The sequence below is a fragment of the Pseudoflavonifractor sp. AF19-9AC genome (assembly GCF_003478995.1).
Taxonomy (GTDB): domain Bacteria; phylum Bacillota; class Clostridia; order Oscillospirales; family Oscillospiraceae; genus Lawsonibacter.
The window spans coordinates 182,111-198,846 of record NZ_QUGI01000001.1; the positions used below are offsets into that span (position 1 = coordinate 182,111).

18 protein-coding genes and 1 tRNA gene are annotated in these 16,736 nt (G+C 54.9%); 10 read left to right on the forward strand and 9 right to left on the reverse strand.

The features are described 5' to 3' along the window. From DWX58_RS15300 to DWX58_RS15170, 6 genes are all read right to left on the reverse strand, one after another. The coding region (locus DWX58_RS15300; RefSeq protein ID WP_199648626.1) for a hypothetical protein at positions 1–1,289 on the reverse strand (1,289 nt) is incomplete at its 3' end. Next, a complete protein-coding gene (locus DWX58_RS00885; RefSeq protein WP_118640965.1) occupies positions 1,282–3,702 on the reverse strand; it encodes a histidine kinase N-terminal 7TM domain-containing protein in 2,421 nt (806 codons plus the stop codon). The genes DWX58_RS15300 and DWX58_RS00885, both read right to left, overlap by 8 nt. Then, positions 3,699–4,052, reverse strand: a complete 354-nt coding sequence (locus tag DWX58_RS00890; protein WP_118640967.1) for a hypothetical protein — start codon at positions 4,050–4,052, stop codon at positions 3,699–3,701. Before DWX58_RS00890 ends, DWX58_RS00885 begins: the two co-directional genes overlap by 4 nt. Before the next feature lie 169 nt (positions 4,053–4,221). Continuing rightward, positions 4,222–5,814, reverse strand: a complete 1,593-nt coding sequence (locus DWX58_RS00895; RefSeq protein WP_158579177.1) for a helix-turn-helix transcriptional regulator — start codon at positions 5,812–5,814, stop codon at positions 4,222–4,224. A 22-nt stretch (positions 5,815–5,836) separates the two neighbouring features. After that, complete coding sequence (locus DWX58_RS00900; RefSeq protein WP_118640971.1) at positions 5,837–7,201, reverse strand: ABC transporter substrate-binding protein; 1,365 nt, start codon at positions 7,199–7,201, stop codon at positions 5,837–5,839. A gap of 226 nt (positions 7,202–7,427) precedes the next feature. Beyond that, complete coding sequence (locus DWX58_RS15170; RefSeq protein ID WP_158579178.1) at positions 7,428–7,604, reverse strand: hypothetical protein; 177 nt, start codon at positions 7,602–7,604, stop codon at positions 7,428–7,430. Positions 7,605–7,687: 83 nt separating this feature from the next. Here DWX58_RS15170 and DWX58_RS00905 point away from each other — a divergent pair, with 83 nt between their 5' ends. The 9 genes from DWX58_RS00905 to DWX58_RS15055 all read left to right on the forward strand — a co-directional run bounded on the left by DWX58_RS00905 (position 7,688) and on the right by DWX58_RS15055 (position 13,853). After that, complete coding sequence (locus DWX58_RS00905; RefSeq protein ID WP_118640973.1) at positions 7,688–8,053, forward strand: hypothetical protein; 366 nt, start codon at positions 7,688–7,690, stop codon at positions 8,051–8,053. A gap of 102 nt (positions 8,054–8,155) precedes the next feature. Beyond that, on the forward strand, positions 8,156–8,506 hold the full coding sequence (locus DWX58_RS00910; protein ID WP_118640975.1) for a DUF3846 domain-containing protein: 351 nt from the start codon (positions 8,156–8,158) through the stop codon (positions 8,504–8,506). Then, positions 8,499–8,765 (forward strand): DUF6809 family protein, encoded by a 267-nt coding sequence (locus DWX58_RS00915; RefSeq protein WP_118640977.1) that lies wholly within the window; start codon positions 8,499–8,501, stop codon positions 8,763–8,765. The genes DWX58_RS00910 and DWX58_RS00915 overlap by 8 nt, the downstream gene beginning before the upstream one ends. A gap of 382 nt (positions 8,766–9,147) precedes the next feature. Then, positions 9,148–9,543 carry a hypothetical protein gene (locus tag DWX58_RS00920; protein WP_118640979.1) on the forward strand — a complete coding sequence of 132 codons (396 nt, stop codon included), beginning with the start codon at positions 9,148–9,150 and terminating at the stop codon, positions 9,541–9,543. A 13-nt stretch (positions 9,544–9,556) separates the two neighbouring features. Next, a complete protein-coding gene (locus tag DWX58_RS00925; RefSeq protein ID WP_118640981.1) occupies positions 9,557–10,669 on the forward strand; it encodes an amidoligase family protein in 1,113 nt (370 codons plus the stop codon). 2 nt (positions 10,670–10,671) lie between these two features. Further along, positions 10,672–11,616 carry a class II glutamine amidotransferase gene (locus DWX58_RS00930; RefSeq protein WP_118640983.1) on the forward strand — a complete coding sequence of 315 codons (945 nt, stop codon included), beginning with the start codon at positions 10,672–10,674 and terminating at the stop codon, positions 11,614–11,616. Positions 11,617–11,741: 125 nt separating this feature from the next. Beyond that, entirely contained in the window at positions 11,742–12,311 is a 570-nt protein-coding gene (locus tag DWX58_RS00935) for a recombinase family protein (RefSeq protein WP_118640985.1), read from the forward strand. Positions 12,312–12,797: 486 nt separating this feature from the next. Then, a tRNA-Ser gene (locus DWX58_RS00940) sits at positions 12,798–12,889 on the forward strand. 127 nt (positions 12,890–13,016) lie between these two features. Then, positions 13,017–13,853, forward strand: a complete 837-nt coding sequence (locus tag DWX58_RS15055) for a hypothetical protein (protein ID WP_147382211.1) — start codon at positions 13,017–13,019, stop codon at positions 13,851–13,853. A gap of 41 nt (positions 13,854–13,894) precedes the next feature. Here the strand turns inward: DWX58_RS15055 and DWX58_RS00945 are convergent, their stop codons facing one another. The 3 genes from DWX58_RS00945 to DWX58_RS00955 all read right to left on the reverse strand — a co-directional run bounded on the left by DWX58_RS00945 (position 13,895) and on the right by DWX58_RS00955 (position 16,045). Continuing rightward, positions 13,895–14,452, reverse strand: coding sequence for a helix-turn-helix domain-containing protein (locus tag DWX58_RS00945; RefSeq protein ID WP_147382212.1), 558 nt, complete (start codon positions 14,450–14,452; stop codon positions 13,895–13,897). Between the two features lie 54 nt (positions 14,453–14,506). Then, entirely contained in the window at positions 14,507–15,736 is a 1,230-nt protein-coding gene (locus DWX58_RS00950) for a site-specific integrase (protein WP_118640989.1), read from the reverse strand. Positions 15,737–15,814: 78 nt separating this feature from the next. Next, on the reverse strand, positions 15,815–16,045 hold the full coding sequence (locus DWX58_RS00955; protein WP_118640991.1) for a helix-turn-helix domain-containing protein: 231 nt from the start codon (positions 16,043–16,045) through the stop codon (positions 15,815–15,817). Positions 16,046–16,157: 112 nt separating this feature from the next. Here DWX58_RS00955 and DWX58_RS00960 point away from each other — a divergent pair, with 112 nt between their 5' ends. Beyond that, a complete protein-coding gene (locus tag DWX58_RS00960) occupies positions 16,158–16,652 on the forward strand; it encodes a sigma factor-like helix-turn-helix DNA-binding protein (protein ID WP_118640993.1) in 495 nt (164 codons plus the stop codon). The last annotated feature ends 84 nt before the right edge of the window (positions 16,653–16,736 follow it).

Below are 16,736 nucleotides of genomic sequence, written 5' to 3' on the forward strand. Positions count from 1 at the left end.
GGGATGCCGTTGTCGGTGACCGTCATGCGCCAGCAGTCGTTGTGGAACAGGTGAAACTGAATGCGGGTGGCATAGCCGTGGCGCACCGCGTTGGTGACGCACTCCACGGCGATTTCAGCGAAGGCGTCCGCCACGGCCTCGTCTTCCGGCAGCATCCCCTGGACCTCCACCGACACATCCAGGCCCTGAAAGGTCTCCTGCAGCAGTGCCAGGCGGCGGGCAGGGGAGGGGGTATCGTCCTGGCGCAGGGCCGCGGGGAGGCTGCGGGCAAAGTCCGTCAGAAGGGCCATGTCCGGCTGCCGTCCGTCCCGCAGGGCCCGGAGCAGCAGGCTGATGCGCTGGCCCAGCAGGTCATGGATCCTGCCCTTGCTGCGGGCAATCTCCTCTGCCTCGCAGATGGCCTGGAGATGAGCGATGGTATGGCGCAGCTCCCGGCCCCGCTGTTCTAGAGACTCGTTCTGTCGGGCCAGGTGCTTGACCGTGTCCCACTGGGCAGTCACATCGTCGGCGGTAAGCAGAATGCAGGTATGGCGTTCCATGGGAATGGGGTGGGGGGAAATGCTCCACACGGAGGCATCTGGCAGACGGAACACCTGCTGATCCCCCAGCACCTCCCGGACGCAGCCGCCGTGGAGCGCCCCCTCCTCCAAACACCGCTGGAATTCCAGGCCGCTGCGGAGGGGCTGTCCGGTCAGCTGCCGGGCCAGGTCGTCCATCCGGCGGTTGCACAGCAGGATAACCCCCGTCGGGCGGAAGAACAGCAGCCCCGTGTGCAGGGTATCAATGGCCTCCTTGACGGAGATCGAGGAGATCTGAGTATAGAGCTCCCGCCGACGCAGCAGGCAGATATGTGCGCTGCGTACGAGAAAATAAAAAAGAGCGGTCAGGAAAAAGAAGGGGAAGACAGATCCGGTGATTGCCTCTGTCAGAGGGTGGAGCACCACCGCCGCGCCAATGACAAAAAAAGGCCAGATCAGCTCCGTCCCCACGGCGGCAGCAGTGCCCAGTACCGCGCACAGCAGAAAGACCAACTGTCGGGCATTGCCGTAAGTGCTGGGCAGCAGAAAGCCGCCGTACAGTCCATACTGCACCTGCCCCAGAAGAGCGGCGAAGAGGAACAGTGCCGCCAGGATGGCGCACTCCATACCATTTTCCACCCTGCGCGCCCAGCCGGCAGGCAGGCGTCGGATGCTGTAGGAGACGGTCAGGGTCTGCAGCACGATGCACACCGCCGTAACCATGACCAGTAAGGTCAGAATCCATTGGGGGAAACGGTAAAATTCAGTCACTGGATTCACCCCCAAAAGGCAACGTCAGGCAGATTCCGAAAGCATCGTCCAGATCTTTGCAGACGATCTGCCCGCCCAGGGCGGAGACCGCCGCCGTCAGCTCCCGGGAGAACTGCCACCGTCCGGGATTGCCGCCGGGGAGAAAGCGGAAGGCCAGCTGGCTGCCCTCTTTCTCCAGATAGCCCATGAGAGGAGAGGCCTCCTCCCGCAGGGCCCAGGATATGGTCTCAAAGGCAAAATCGTAACACAGCGCCGCGCTGCGGATTTTCAGGGCACCGATCTGCCCACAGCGGAGCAGGGTTTTCAGTCCCCCGTAGCGGGCCAGCTCCGCCAGCTCATCCAGATACATGCCCAGCTCATCGCCGGGGAGCGGTTCCCCCTGACGGGCCAGGAAAAACAGGTTGCATCGGCGCTTGATGTGACACAGGCACAGGGTGATATATGCAGTCAAATTCCCGGGGCGTGCCTCTTCCGGCAGGGCTTCAATGAGATGGGAAAGCGACGCGATACGGCGTTCCATGTCCCGGTCCAGCTGCTCGAACAGGGCTCGGTTGGCCTCTGCGGCAAGCAGACGCTTTTTTACCTCGCCCTCCTCCCGAAGCAGGGCGTTGGCGGCTTCCAGACGGGTCTGCATATCCTGACTCTCTTTTTGCAATCGGTTGAGTTGGGACAGGTCTTCCTGCCACACCGCCATACCGCTGCGGACGGGGACGGCGTGAAATTGAGTATCCCTGTCTCGCAGCAGAGGCTGCTGCATGTCTGTGCGCAGCCTCTGCCAGACGGAACGAGAAACGGGACGGGCACCGGGGGAGGAGAGAACGGTGCGACCGTCCGCATCCAGAAGTGTCAAATTGATGGGGGCGGATGCAAACAGGCGTTGATACTGCGTGTTCACCGGGATCAGCCCCCCATGGAGCACCGCTTCAAAAAACAAGACGGACAGGATACAGATGTTGACGGTGAGGTCGCTCTCCCACGCCAGCGGCACCCGCTTGATATATGCGGCAAGGTAGGCCAGCAAGCCGGTGCAGAACAGCAGCGGGAGGAAGCGGCCTCTCGGGGAGGGGCTTTGGCATCCCTGGCGGAGCAGCCTCCAGAGGGCGGACGCCAGGAACAGGAGGGAGAACACCATCACGATCCAATAGCCCGGGCCGTAACAGTAGTCGGAAGCCCAACTGCCGCCCGGTGTGAAGCGGAAGACCAACTGATGGAGGTCATTGGTCATCACCAGCAGCACCGAGAGGACATAGACCACAAAGGGCGGCCACAGAGGACGAAGCAGCCGTTTTTCCCCCTCTGTCCGGTCCAGGATCTCCGTCAGATACAGCAGCGCCACCGGCAGGGCCAGCTGAAAGAGATAGTAGCCGTACCAGCACACTCGGCACAGTGCCCCTTCCTGCGGCAGCTGGTACTTGAACAGGCGAAGCAGCAGCCAGCCCACCATCAGCCAGCTCAGTACATTGACCACGCGGCGGATGTCGTGACGCACCATTCGATGGGATACCGTTCCCTTCCACAACAGTATGGCTGCGGTAATCAGCAGGGCGGCCAGGATATGCTCCCGCATGTCCGCCGTGGTGTAGAGCCGGGTGTGAAACACCTGCCGGCGCAGATCCCGGCTGCTGTCCCCGGTGAGGATCAGAAACCGGTCATAGTCCTCCTCACTCAGGGTTCGGGCCGAGCGGTAATCGGAGGGAAAGCCGGACGGCTTCTCTCCATCCTCCAGTGGCAGGCCCGCAGCAAGAAGGGCTTCATCCAGCCCCGGATCCAGAGTCAGCGGAACATCGGATAATAGGCCCATGCGGTAGGACAGCGTGCCTTCCACCGGTACAATGATCTCGTAAGTTCCACCGTCTCGATTCCACGCCGCAGCCTCATAGTCCAGACAGATCAGAACGGGTGCGTCCGAGCCGTCCAGCTCAAAGCCGCCGCTCTGACAGAGGTGTTCCAGGAAGTCCAGCGCATCCCGCTTGGACGGCTTCTCCGGGTCCAGCCCGTAGGACAGGGCGCCCATGGCCAGCATATTGCGGACCACAGAAAAGCTGCTCATGCCCACGGGGACACCGATCTCCCGAAGGCTGTTCCAGCCGGTGATGACCGCATCTGTCCGGGTGCGGTCCACTGCCAGGACTACCGTGGCCAATACATGGGGATACCAATACCGGCCAACCCCTCGGGCCATGGCCGGGATGGCCTGCACATCAAAGCAAGTCACGGCGCTGCCTTGGGATACCTCCGCATAGAGGGTATCCTCCCCGTCCCGGAGTGCATATCCAGGGAGAAAGGGCAGCAGTGCTGCGCTGTATGCTCCGGAACCCTCTGCCGCAGAGATCAAATGCTCTCCGGAGGTTGCCGCGCTGCATCCGGTGAGCAGCAGGCACAGAAGGAGGAGCAGGGACCATCGTCGTTTCATGTCGCCACCGGCTCCCCGGGCTCCTTCATGCGAGCGGCACACTCCCGGCACAGATCCATCTCATCGCAGATGAGAAAGCAGGCGTCGCAGACCAGCCGCCGACAGACGGGGCACTGGCTGAATCGCTCTCTAGCCTCCTGACCGGCAGCCAGCTTGGCCCGCTCCTTCTCCCGCTGGTAGATGGCGTCATAAAGCTCCTTCTTTTCCTGGTGCTGGGCCGCCTGCGCCGCTTTGGAAAAAGGGATGCTGCTGCTGTACCAGTATTCGCCGCACACCTCACAGCGAACGGAAAAACAGAAATATTGGGACGTGGAACAGTCCTCCAGATGGCTGGATAACAAACTCGTCATGGAGCGCGCCTCCCTTCTGCTCCTGTTATAACAGGAGCAGGGGGCGTGCGTATATGGTCCGGCGGACACTTTTTTTCGCTTTTTGCAAAAGGTATCCATTGGATAATAGAGAAAGCGCACAAAACCAAGGAACTGGTTTTGTGCGCTTTGTTGTGTTGTGGATGGAATATCAGAACAGCTCCTGGAGCCGTCCGCACCGGCGGAGCAGATCGATGTAGAGCATCAGTTCGTCCCGGGAGGCGACCCCCAGCTTTTCGTAGATACTGCGGTTGTGTTTTCGGACCGTGCTCATGCTGATAAACGCCAGATCCGGGATGTCTGCGATCTCGTGTCCATCGATGTAGTAGCGGAGGATGTTCCGCTCGGCCTCTGTTAAAAGGTTCTTCCGCTGCACAAACTGGTCGAAGAGCTCTGCGATGTTGGGCGGAAGCTCCCCCTGCTCCAGACGCTGGTTTCGGGCCCGGGCATTCAGAAATTCCGCCAGTTCATCCACCTCCGAGATCCCGGAGGACAGCCCCTGCTCTGGCAGCTCCTCCTGCTGGAAACGTTTCAGGCTGTCGATGATGGGCCGGACAAATCTCCGTGCCAGGAAGAAGGAGAGGGCCAGCAGCACTACCAGCAGCCCCAGGGCGGCGATGACCCATGTTCTTTGTAACTCGGCGGTATATGCTGCATAGCTGTCCTGGGGAATCATGATTGCGGCTGCCCAGACGGTATCCGCTGGTTCTCCCTTGGAAATGGGGATAGTCTGATGCAGGCCGATATACCGATCGGTACCCGCATCGTATTCGTTATAGTATCGCCCCTGATGGATGGTGAGCGTTTCCTGTCCGTCCAGATAGGTACCGTTGACGCTGCCCACCAATCCATCCGATAGCAGGAGACGGCTGTCCTGAATAGGGGCCAACACGGTAACGGCAGAACCGAATTGCCCCTCCACTGCAGGATAAGATAGTTGGAAGTACAGCGCACTGAGTTCCACACCGCAGACACCGTACACGGTTCCGTCGTTGCCCACAATGGGGACACACAGCAGCATGGCGGATTCCCAGGTGCCTTTCAGATCGATACGACGGGACCAGAAATAGCGCTGCGCGGGCCGATCCAGCGGAGAGCTCATTAACTCCTGACAGCCAGGGATCTGATCGGTGTCAAATTCCAGATTCCATCGGTTGTGCAGTTCCAGATCCTTTTGCCGGGCAATGTCCGGGATACCGCGGAAGTAGACCACGGTAGGAGTTACCGGGCTGCTGGCGCTGAGGTTGGAGTAGCGCAGATGGAGCCCGCTTCTGGAGTGGTCAGACACCGGCAGGGTGGTGTTGGCCGTGGCGTCCAAAATCACATAAGCTCCATTGCAGTTGGCGGTCTGGAGGGTGGCATTGACCAGCGGGTACATGATCTGCTGAAGCTTCAGAAGCTGCTCCGGATCATCATTGACCTCCTGCAGCGAGATGCCTTCCTGTACCAGAGTCCCTTCAATCTCGCGGCTGAGTTCTTTGGAGAGATTCAAGCTCTGGGCGGTCAGACGATCCAAGTGGCTGGCCAGGTTATCCTGTGTATTCTGCAGATGGAGCTCCATCACTTCATGGAGTTGCTCATCGCTCTGGGAAAAGGCACCGGCAATGGACAAAAGGAGGATCACCGCCGCAAAAACTACCAGAATCATGGACACCCAGTAGAGCATCAATTTCCTCTGCATGCCTACGCTCTGCTTTTTGGCAAAGGCATTCAGGGCCCTGAGTTCTTTCAGCTTGTTCTGCACGGCGTTTCCCCCTCTCTTTGTATTATCGCTCCATGATTTCCCGGAAGGTTTGGAGCCGCTCTGCGCTGATTTGCTCCAGTCCAGCTTCTCCGGCCTCCAGATAATCCTGACGGCCCAGGGCGAGCTGCGCTCGGACATGGTCTTCCAGCGCCGTTTCCAGGCTGAGATAGGTCTCCAGCTGCGGAGGTACATAGAACTTATAATTTTCCTGGGTGTCCAGATACGCCTGATAGAGGGAGGCATATTTGGGACTCTCCAGTCCTTCAATGGCGTTCGGAAGCTCGTTTTCAAATGCGGTCTGGGTCACCGGCATGTAGCCCGTCCGGGTCACGAACTCCACATTGTGTTCCGGTTCGGTCAGCCATTTGAGGAAGGTCACCGCGGCCCTCTCCCGCTCCGGGGTGGAGCGCACGGTGCAGAAGCCCGCCCCGCGCTGCATGACCAGTTTCTCTCCATCCTCAAACACAGGGCAGGGGCGGGAGATGATGGTGATGTCCTCGGAAGTATTATCCGGGTAGGTCACTATATCGCTGTAATAGAGAATACTGGCAGAGGAGGCCACGCTGACAATGCTGTCTCCGGTGCGGAGCGATGCGGTGGCGTAACCGCCCTGGAGCCAGACACCCCCCTGAATGGCAGCCCGGGCCAGCGGTTCCCATGCCGTCTGAAATGCGGGACCGAAGGTCAGTTTGTCGCCCTGAAAAAAGGCTTCGCCCAGAGATTCTGCCCCCACCTGAAAGTAGTTGAAGTAGTAGTCATGGACGAACATGGATTTGGCATCGCCGGGAATATCCGGCGTCTGAGAGTCGGTCCATTCCGCATAGATCTCCGCGGCCTTGAAAAGTCCCTCCCAGGTATCCAGATCCTCCAGCGTCACACCGGTCGCCTGGGAGAAGCGGTCAAAGATGGTTTTGTTGATGAACATAATCTCCGTGGATTTTGCCACAGGAAGGATGACCAGGCGGTTATCCACGGTTCCCTCTTCCACAAAGGCCGGAAGAAACGCGGACAGTTCTTCCTCGCTGAAGTAGTCCCGGTAGTCCACCAGAATGCTGTCATCGGGCAGTGCCATCACGGTCTTTGGGTAGGAGATGAAAAGATCCGGCAGCTCCGAAGCCCCTGGCTCCCCATTGGCAGATGACAGCACTAGTTCGTGAATCGTATTGGTATTGGACACAGAAGTGACCTGCACATTGATCTGCTGCTCTTTTCCCACCGTCTGGTTGAACTGGTCGATCAAATCGTTGAGCGGGGAATCCGCCTGCCCGCCATAGACATGCCAGACTGTAATGGTGGTTGGCGTTTCTTCCTTTTTCGTTGCAGAGGAACAGCCGGCGCAAAACAGCAGCACGACAGCCAGCAAGAAAATAAGCGTTCTATGCTTCATAGATCCGTCCCCCTTGTATTTTTTCCATCTTATAAGGGATCAAGGGTTGCTGAGAGCTTCTAGTTTAGAACAGATGAAATTGTAGTATTTTTAAGTATAACACAGATTGCGTTTTCCTTCACTACCCGCAGCGGGTAGTTTTATATTCAGCTGGTTTTCCCCCCGCGCGGTACCCATTCGCTGCCACATATAGGCCTCTTATTCGATTTTCATAGGAGTGTCCTGTTTATTTTGACAACTCCAGGAACGCCTCCCGGCATGTTTCCAAAATCTTGGCGGCAGTCAAATCGATCTTCTCATCATCGGTCAGTTCGCGCGTGCCACCTTGGAACTCCTGGGAAGGGGAAGATCCACTCCCCAAATGCTGGTCACCATGTGGTCTGGGATTGACTTTGCCCAACATCTTACTTGCCTCATTTTCAGCTCAAACTGATCTGCTTTTATTTTGCCAGATGATAGCCCAAAGTACAAGGGAATCCTATCACAGTGAACACGATCTACATTGCGTTTGCGGTGCTTGCAGTCGCTTTGATTATTCACTTTGTCCTCAGTCCGCTCAGTCCTGTCTCCCGAGTCAAAGACATGGAGTTTGATATCACACCGGGATATACTGTGGAGCAAGTGATCAATCACAGCCTGACCAACCCTGAGTGGTCCAGTGAGTCGGGAGATGATTGTACCTATGTGTATGTTTATGGAGATTTGGGCGGTGAACTGGTGGGCTTTGAATTTACCCTAACGTCCCATGGCGATTACGATTATGTTTCCCTCTCGGATGTGACAATGAACGGAACATGGATGGGAGAAGAGATGGCAGTATTTACCTATATGAGCCTTTGCGGAGACATGTGAGCTGTCATTCCGGTTTCTGCGGATGTACAAATATAAACTATAACAGGGAAGCCCGTCGGGAGAATTCTTCCGGCGGGCTATCTTTTTGTCAGGAGGAGCAACATGAACGTATTAATTGTACAACCGGGCAGCCCCCCAGCTGCAAAGGAAATCGGAGAAGGTTTGTCTGCCATGCAGGCTGTGGTAGGTGGCCCCATTCAGGCAGTCTACCCTTTTAAGGAGCCAGTGGCCCTCATCTGCCATGAGGAAGGAAAACTTTTAGGTTTACCTCTCAACCGCTGCCTCCGCATGGAGGACACTGGAGAGATCTACGACATCATTGCGGGCACTTTTCTGCTCTGCTCCGCCCCGCCGGACCGTGACCGGTTTGAAAGCCTTACCCCGGAGCAGATCACGCACTATGCCCAGCGGTTTCAACATCCGGAATATTTTCCGGCGGTGCGCCATGATTGAACGCCTCATGCAGGAAGACCCCCGCTATGGTGAGCCAGAGTACAGCCAAAGGAGCGCCGAAATTGTCCGGGCTACTCGTGCGCTGTGTGAAACTCTGGATGCAGAGGAAAAGCAACATCTGACCCGATTGGAAAATGCCTATCAGCTGCGGGAGGCCGCTGCAATTCGTTCGGCATTTCAGGAGGGCTTCTGCGTTGCCGTCCAGCTGGCGCTGGACGTGCTGGAGCACAGCCGCCAGAACGAAGGCATTTGTCATTGAGTCAATTCCATACAGAACATTCAGCTCCGGAGATGGCCTTCGGTGCTATTTTACTGCCACAAGGAGATCTATGAACCAATATTTTGTACGCCTGCAAGCCTGTATTCGCAAGCTGGAAGCCTGCCCAACATCCCTCTCACGTCCCCACCCTACGCTGGACGTTGGCTTCCATTGGATGCGTTCCCCCTGTGTCTGGGAGGAGAGTTTTTCCACCCACAGTGCCGCCGCCCGGGATGCGGAGCAGGCCTTCCTACCCCTGTACCACCAGGCAGAGGAGGCACTTCGACGCTGCCGGGATACGTCTTCGCCGGATGGGTTGTACAGCGAGCTCTGCCGGACGCTGAACCTCCGTTTGAGGGAAGCGCAGGAGGCTTTGATCCCCATGCGAACCCAACGCACTGCACCGGTGCTGAACCGCATCAGCTTGCTGCTCACGCCGGACAAGGTAATGGACGAACTGGAAACCGCCGCTTCCCAGTATGATTCCTTCGTACTGAATTGCGCCTCCCACTACCTCGGCCATACGGAATACGCCACCTACGATGCCTCTGAGGGGGAGACTGGCATTACCTGGCTTCTGGGCAAGCTTCTGATCCGCCACGGGTATGACCTGTCTCCCTCCATCTCCGCCCTGGAGGAGGACTTTGATCGAGCGGTCACGGACTGCCGGCAGGCATTTTGTATTCAGGCCGAACGGGCTATCCGACACCACATTCTGGTGCCGCTGAACCCGTTACTGCCCATACTGCATCAACAATTAGACGTACGGAATCCTTGAGAGGAGAACGACCATGGAACATACCTTTACCTGCCACATCTGCTGCCAGGAGTTCCCGGACACTCAGCGCCGGGATTTTGACGGACAAGCCCTCTGTCCCCACTGTCTGGAGCTGCTTACCGTCCACTGCCATTCGTGCGGGACACGGCTTTGGACGGATGACAATGCAGGAAGTGATGAAATTCCCTTATGTCACACCTGCTATGAGAACCACTACACCAATTGCTGCCGGTGCGGCAGCCTGATCCTGGAAAGCGAAACCTACTATGATGCATCCGATGAATTTGATGAGCATCCCTACTGCTCTGACTGTTTTCACTCCCTTGAGCGGGATGAGCGTATCCATGACTATTACTTCAAGCCGGACCCCATCTTCTGCGGAGAAGGCCCCAGATACTTCGGTGTGGAGCTTGAACTTGACTGTGGCGGTGAATCTGCCTCCAATGCCAGGGAGCTTCTGAGTGTTGCCAACCGGGAGGGGCGGCATGCCTACATCAAGCATGACGGCTCCCTGGAGGATGGCCTGGAGATCGTCACCCATCCCATGAGCCTGTCTTACCATCTGAACCGCATGCCTTGGGAGGGCTTGTGCCGGAAGGCAGCGTCTCTGGGCTACCTCAGCCACCAGGCTGGAACTTGTGGGCTCCACGTCCATATCAGCCGGGCAGCCTTTGGAAAAACGGAGCGGGAGCAGGACGGTCCCATTGCCCGGGTACTCTACTTCTTTGAAAAGCACTGGGAGGAGCTGCTGAAGTTCAGCCGCCGCACACCCCGCCAGCTGGAACGGTGGGCCGCCCGTTACGGTTACAAGGAGCAGCCCAGGGATATCCTGGAGCACGCCAAGAAGGGCTGCCATGCCGGACGTTACACCTGTGTGAATTTGACTAACCGGGACACCGTGGAGTTTCGCATGTTCCGGGGCACGCTGAAGGTCAATACCATCTTTGCCACATTGCAGATGCTGGACCGCATCTGTGATGTGGCTCTTTCTTTATCTGACGAGGAACTGAAGGGCCTGTCCTGGACTACCTTTGTCACCGGCTGCACACAGCCGGAACTCATTCAGTATTTAAAGGAGCGGCGGCTCTACATCAATGAGCCTGTGCCGCAAGAGGAGGAGGTCTGAATATGTGCTGCCTGTTTGGTCTTATGGATTACAGCGGTACACTCACCGCAAAGCAAAAGGTCGGGGCGCTTCACACCCTGGCCACCGCCGCCGAGGCAAGGGGAACAGACGCCACCGGTATTGCCTACCGGTCCAGAGGCCGCCTGTATGTCTACAAGCGCCCCTTGCCAGGGCATCGCATGCACTTTCGTCTCCCACAGGATACCCGAGTCATCATGGGGCACACCCGGATGACAACCCAGGGCAGCGCAAAAAAGAACTTCAATAATCATCCCTTCCTGGCCAGGGCCCGAGGGCGGGCTTTTGCACTGGCTCACAACGGAATGATCCAAAATGACCTGGCCCTTCAACGGAAGGAACAGCTGCCCCGTACCAACATCCAAACGGACAGTTATGTGGCCGTCCAGCTGTTGGAGCAGAGTGGGGATATCTCCAGCCGCACACTGGGTGCCATGGCGGAAAAGTTGGAGGGAACATTCGCTTTTACCGTCCTGGACAGTCAGAATAATTTATATTTTATCCGGGGCAATAACCCCCTCTGTATTTATCATTTTCCCGCCCAGGGCCTGTATCTGTACGCCTCGACCCGGGAGATCCTGGACAAGGCCATAGAGCGCATACCCTTCCGTCTGACTGAAAAGGCGGTAGTGGATCTGACATGCGGCGAAATTTTAAAGATAGATGCCCGGGGCGGCCAGTCCCGCTCCCGTTTTGATGACAGCCGCCTGTGGTACAGCAACTACATGTCCTACTCCTTCTGCTTTGATACCAGTCGGAGCAGTGGGAAACGCCTTCTGAATCCGGAGCGAGCCAGTACCAGCCACACCCGGGCGCTCAAGTCCATGGCCGGAGCCTTTGGTTACGCCCCCTGGGAGATCGACCGGCTGCTCCAGGAGGGCTTTACGGAGGAGGAGATCGAGGACTACCTCTACTGTGGGGAGCTATAATAAAAACCGTTTCACTGGGGTATAGCCAAATGAAACGGAAAAAAACAGGCCCAATAGGGTCGGTTTCGAAGTTTTGAGACGTGCCAGGAAACGGACCGACCCTATTGGGACGGGGGAGGATGAATATGAGAATTGGATATATCCGAGTGAGCACACAGGAGCAGAACATCGCCCGTCAGGAGATGCTGATGGAGGCATTGGGGGTGGACGAGGTCTATATTGACCGGATGAGCGGAAAGAACACGGACCGGCCGGAGCTGAAACGGATGATGGAGTATGTGCGCCGGGGGGATATCGTGGTGGTTGAGTCTATCAGCCGCTTTGCCCGCAACACCCGGGACCTGCTGGAACTCATCGAACAGATGGAGAAGAAAGAGGTGGTTTTCCTTTCCCAAAAGGAGGCCATTGATACCAGTACGCCCACCGGTAAGTTTATGCTCACGGTGTTTGGGGCTGTAGCGCAGCTGGAGCGGGAATATATCCTTCAGCGTCAGAGGGAGGGAATAGAAATTGCTAAGCGTCAGGGGAAGTACATAGGTCGGAAAGCAATTGACCACCCTGACTTCGTCCGGGTGGTCTCTCTGTGGCGAAGCGGGGAAATCACGGCAGTGCAGGCTATGAAACGGCTTCACATGAGCAAATCCACTTTTTACCGTCGTGTTAGGTATGACACTTCCCCAAAGCAGGCATACTGAACACCAAAGGAGGCCTGCGTATGAAAAAACCGAGCCGGGAGGCTTTGGCCAGAAGAATTTGGTTGAATTACTTTAACGAGGTGCTCCGGGTACAGAAACTGATTGATTGGGATACCTATCAAAAAATGAGGTTGACCATACGGCAATAAAAATGTGGTTGGCATGCACAGCGTTCAAGAGCTGGGAAACGGCAGATAGTTTCCCAGCTCTTGAACGATTCAGTTTCCTAACATATTTAAAAGATTCAACTTAGCATTTATTTTTTCCAATACATATGAAAAATTGCCTCAAGCAAAACAATTGGGCAAAGATGTCTCGAAATCATCACTCACGAAGGCACGGTGGAAAACCGCAAATCCTTGTGCCGCAAGGGATTGCAGGATTTAGAAAAAGTGCAAAAAACGCAAAACGCTAACAGAATGCTAACAGTTTTCCCGAAAAGTGAATAAAGTAGGTTGTAAATCGGGCGACCGATTTTCAATAAATGGAGGTGTACCCAAGTGGTTGAAGGGTCCGGATTCGAAATCCGGTAGGTCGGCTTCGCCGGCGCAAGAGTTCGAATCTCTTCACCTCCGCCAAATAAGAAGCTACATTTTAGCCTTGCAAATGAGGTTGAAATGTAGTTTCTTTTTTTGTAAAATTTTTGTAGAAAGAATTTCTCAATTATTCACATTCAGAGAACATAAGTTGCAAGGTGAGTCTCCCATGAATAAAAGAATTTCAGAAAGAAATAAATGCATTAAAGAAATTGATAACATTACCATAAGGGCTGGACGATGGAAAATACAACTTTCCATTTCCGATATCATCCAGATAACTGTGGTGATTATTTCCCTGTGTTCTTTTATTGGTGTTATATGTACACTTAGAGAAATGCAGAAAGATCGAGACGCGGCATATAGGCCAACTATCCTTATGAATCCGGAAGAGTATCAGATATCTTGGAATAGTAGCAAGGAAGAAGAATGGCTCTCTTCTCTACCCGACGAACCACATAACACATATGAAATTAATGAGGATGGAAGTGTTAGCGGAACTGGCAGCATTCCAATGAATATATTTCCGGAAAATGAGTTGGAAGGCTTTACTGTTGTAAATGTGGGCGTTGGAGTATCAAAAGATATACACTTTAAGTGGGATGATAGTAATATAGAGAACTTATCGGAATATCTTTCAAAATGCGATCCAACAAAATCGGAATTCTGTACATCTGGCAAAAGTGTTGCCTTTTCATTTGAAGATCGTGTTGTTATTACGGATATAGATCGCGATACAAAATTGATGTATATGCTTGCTGATGCGTCGGAAACATATACAATTCCACTGCCCATGGCATATTCAATTTTGATTCATGAGATAATGAAAACTAATATGTTGGAAGAATTGCCGTACATCATTTTATCTGCTGAGTATACAGATATTCAGGGGAAAGCCATAAAGGACTACTTCTATGTAACCATACAAAGAACATTTTACCAAACAAATGCAGATGGTTCTGGTTCTGCAACATATCAGTTGAATCCAACAGCACTTTCAAACTAAATAATAAAATAGGATATAAGACAAAAGTAGTATTTAACTTGTTAAAATATAGACAGCGGCATGGAGTCTGGCTCCATGCCGCTGTTTTGTTCTTCTGCCTGAAACTCCTTCATCCATTCCTTGTGCTGCTGGGAGGGTGCGGCAATAGCCTGCCCCTTAGCGGATGCCAGCCAGCAGGCCAGGGATTCCTTAGAGTACAGCAAATCGTTCCGATACTTCACCCCCTGAATCTGTCCCAGGTTCCACCAGCGGTTGAGAGCATTCACACTGTACCCACACAGTTCTGACGCCTGTCGGGTTGTCAGCATATCGGGCCAATCCTCCCAGCACTCCAGCAGGTAGGCGCAAAGCTCGGCCTCATCCAGCACGGCGCTGGTTGGACGGACTGGTCGTGAAGTGTCACTGGAGAAAATCCCCTGTGGAATGACATCATCCAGCAGTCCCGCATCCCGCTGCTCCAGAAAGCAAATCACATCCTCCAGACGGATAGAAAAACGCCGTGTTTGCCTGCCGGAGTCCTGACAGGGAATTACACCATGTTCCAACAGCCAGCGAGCTTTCCGTTTGCTGATGTGGCAGATCCGATAGAGTTGATCCATGGAGATTGTTTCTGGGTATTCTCTCTGAAGATAACTGTAGTCCATCCCGTCACCTCACATAGATAGGCCCATACCAAAGCCATCTTCTTCCTGCTCCTCTGCCGGTTTCTCCTCCGCAAAGGCTGCGGTAATGGCGTCGGCCGATTCCAACTTGGAGTTGAAATCCAGATGGGAGTAGATGTCAGCGGTGGTGGCAAAGGTAGAGTGCCCCAGCCACTCTTGGATCTGCTTCATGGGAATGCCCTGACTGAGCAGCAGACTGGCGCAGCTATGGCGTAGGTCATGGAAACGGATGTGCCGCAGGCCATGCTGCTTCAGCAGGAGTTTGAAATGGTCGGTGATGTAATTGGGCCGGAACAGCTTGCCCATCTCGTCGGTGCACACATAGTCCAGGTAGTCGGTACAATAGGACTTCTTAAAGAGTTTCCGGTACCTCTGCTGCCGGGCACGCTGCTCCTCCAAAAGAACTCGTACCGGCGGGATCAGAGGCAGGGTTCGAAAACTGGACTTAGTTTTCAGCTTGTCCTCGGTGTAGAGCCGGACCTTACCGTCCACGATGCCCTCGGTGACCTTGTGGTTGATGGACAAGGTGCCCTTCTGAAAGTCGATGGCGCTCCAGCGGATACCCAGCACCTCGCTGCGCCGCAGACCATAGTAGGCTGCCAACTGGATTACCACCGAGATGGGATCATCCTTGGTGGCATCAAACAGGGCAGCCAATTCCTCCTTGGAGTAGAACGCCGCCAGATATTTTCCCTTCTTGGGCCGGTCCACCCGGTCGGCCACATTTTCGTTTACCATCCCGTTCTTCACCGCATACTGCAGCGCCTTGCGCACCACAGCATGGTAGTGGATCACGGTGTTGGCGTTGCAGCCGTCCTTGAAGATGGACTGGTGCAGCTCCCGGATGTGCTTGGGCTCCAGTTCCTCCAGTCGCAGTCCACGCTCCCGGAAGAACGCGTCCAGCCGGGCGTCGATGAGGTCCTTGTAACTCTGATAGGTGGTGCGCTCGATGGTGGGAGCCGTGATCTTCAGCCACTCCCACAGGAAGTCCGCAAACAGTGGGGACTCCTCCTGTGGAGTTTCCGGTTCCATGATCCCGGCACTGTACTCCTTCTTCAATTCCTCCAGGCGGGCCTGGGCCTTGCGCTTGTTGCCCTTCACCGGAATGCCCAGGGCAACGGACTTTTGCCTGCGTTTTCCATTTTTGTCATACAGGTTCAAAACAGCGGTGTAACGGCCGTTTCGTTCGAAGAGACTTCCGGTAACTTCTCGATTGCTCATAGGAACCATCCATTCCTCCTCTCAAATCAACAGCGTCCATTCAAGGTCTTGTGATGTTACCTTGAGCGGACGCTGTTTTCAAGTCTTTTCTGCCTGATCTACTGCGCAGAGATAGTCAATGACCGCGATCTTGGGTATACGGTACAGCCGTCCCATGCGGACACTCTGGATCTCTCCCCTGCGCAGCAGTCCGTAGACCATCCGTCTGCCGATCCCCAGCATCTCCTGTACCTGGGCCGGGGTCAGGGCATCTGGATAATGTCGGAACATGGCCCGGTAACGGGTCGCTCCTTTTTCTTCTCTGGTCATGGTCACACCCCCTTGACTTTATTTTGTAATTGATTATAATAATTACATAAATTACACCGCCTATTATATAGACGGTGAGACGGTCAAAAACGGAACCAGGGAGGTGAGAAACTTGAAGAAGACCATGTGGGACCTGAAGGAAGAGCGGTTGGAGCAGCGATTACAGGCGTTGGCCCAGCAGGAAGATTGGGCCGGAGTGGTGCAGGCACTGGATGACTACGACAAAAACAATGACCGCAGGCACGAGGATCGCAGGGATGATTTTGATCTATCCTGTTTGAACGGAGGAATCAGTGCAGATGGCCGCTATCAGATTCCCGAAAGTCTGAAGCTGTATGAAGAGGATGACTGGCTGGACATCATCTTTTCACAGGAGGCGGGGGATCTGCCCAATCTGGTGGCGGAGTACCCCGTCAGCGGGGCCATGCGGGAGCTGACGCCCCAGCAGCAGGAGATTTTGAGGTTGAATATCGTCTTTGGCATCCCAACCAAGAATATTGCCAAACAGATGGGGTGTACCACCCGGAACATCACCAAGCAGCGGCAGAAGGCGCTGGAGAAGATCCGCTTTCTGGTCACCGGCCAGCGGAAACCAGAAGATATCTGATCGTACTTACACCTTAACAAAAAGAAAACGGGGTGCTTGCTTGCACCCCAAAACGAAAGATGATATATTGATTACAAGTATTAC

What these genes read in the sequence shown, in the direction of transcription:
- DWX58_RS00925 (WP_118640981.1), top strand. Translation starts at nt 9,557, where the DNA reads ATGGAACATACCTTTACCTGCCACATCTGCTGCCAGGAGTTCCCGGAC.
- DWX58_RS00910 (WP_118640975.1), top strand. Translation starts at nt 8,156, where the DNA reads ATGAACGTATTAATTGTACAACCGGGCAGCCCCCCAGCTGCAAAGGAA.
- DWX58_RS00920 (WP_118640979.1), top strand. Translation starts at nt 9,148, where the DNA reads ATGCGAACCCAACGCACTGCACCGGTGCTGAACCGCATCAGCTTGCTG.
- DWX58_RS00950 (WP_118640989.1), bottom strand. Translation starts at nt 15,736, where the DNA reads ATGAGCAATCGAGAAGTTACCGGAAGTCTCTTCGAACGAAACGGCCGT.
- DWX58_RS00935 (WP_118640985.1), top strand. Translation starts at nt 11,742, where the DNA reads ATGAGAATTGGATATATCCGAGTGAGCACACAGGAGCAGAACATCGCC.
- DWX58_RS00955 (WP_118640991.1), bottom strand. Translation starts at nt 16,045, where the DNA reads ATGACCAGAGAAGAAAAAGGAGCGACCCGTTACCGGGCCATGTTCCGA.
- DWX58_RS00930 (WP_118640983.1), top strand. Translation starts at nt 10,672, where the DNA reads ATGTGCTGCCTGTTTGGTCTTATGGATTACAGCGGTACACTCACCGCA.
- DWX58_RS00900 (WP_118640971.1), bottom strand. Translation starts at nt 7,201, where the DNA reads ATGAAGCATAGAACGCTTATTTTCTTGCTGGCTGTCGTGCTGCTGTTT.
- DWX58_RS00945 (WP_147382212.1), bottom strand. Translation starts at nt 14,452, where the DNA reads ATGGATCAACTCTATCGGATCTGCCACATCAGCAAACGGAAAGCTCGC.
- DWX58_RS00915 (WP_118640977.1), top strand. Translation starts at nt 8,499, where the DNA reads ATGATTGAACGCCTCATGCAGGAAGACCCCCGCTATGGTGAGCCAGAG.
- DWX58_RS15055 (WP_147382211.1), top strand. Translation starts at nt 13,017, where the DNA reads ATGAATAAAAGAATTTCAGAAAGAAATAAATGCATTAAAGAAATTGAT.
- DWX58_RS00885 (WP_118640965.1), bottom strand. Translation starts at nt 3,702, where the DNA reads ATGAAACGACGATGGTCCCTGCTCCTCCTTCTGTGCCTGCTGCTCACC.
- DWX58_RS15170 (WP_158579178.1), bottom strand. Translation starts at nt 7,604, where the DNA reads ATGTTGGGCAAAGTCAATCCCAGACCACATGGTGACCAGCATTTGGGG.
- DWX58_RS00890 (WP_118640967.1), bottom strand. Translation starts at nt 4,052, where the DNA reads ATGACGAGTTTGTTATCCAGCCATCTGGAGGACTGTTCCACGTCCCAA.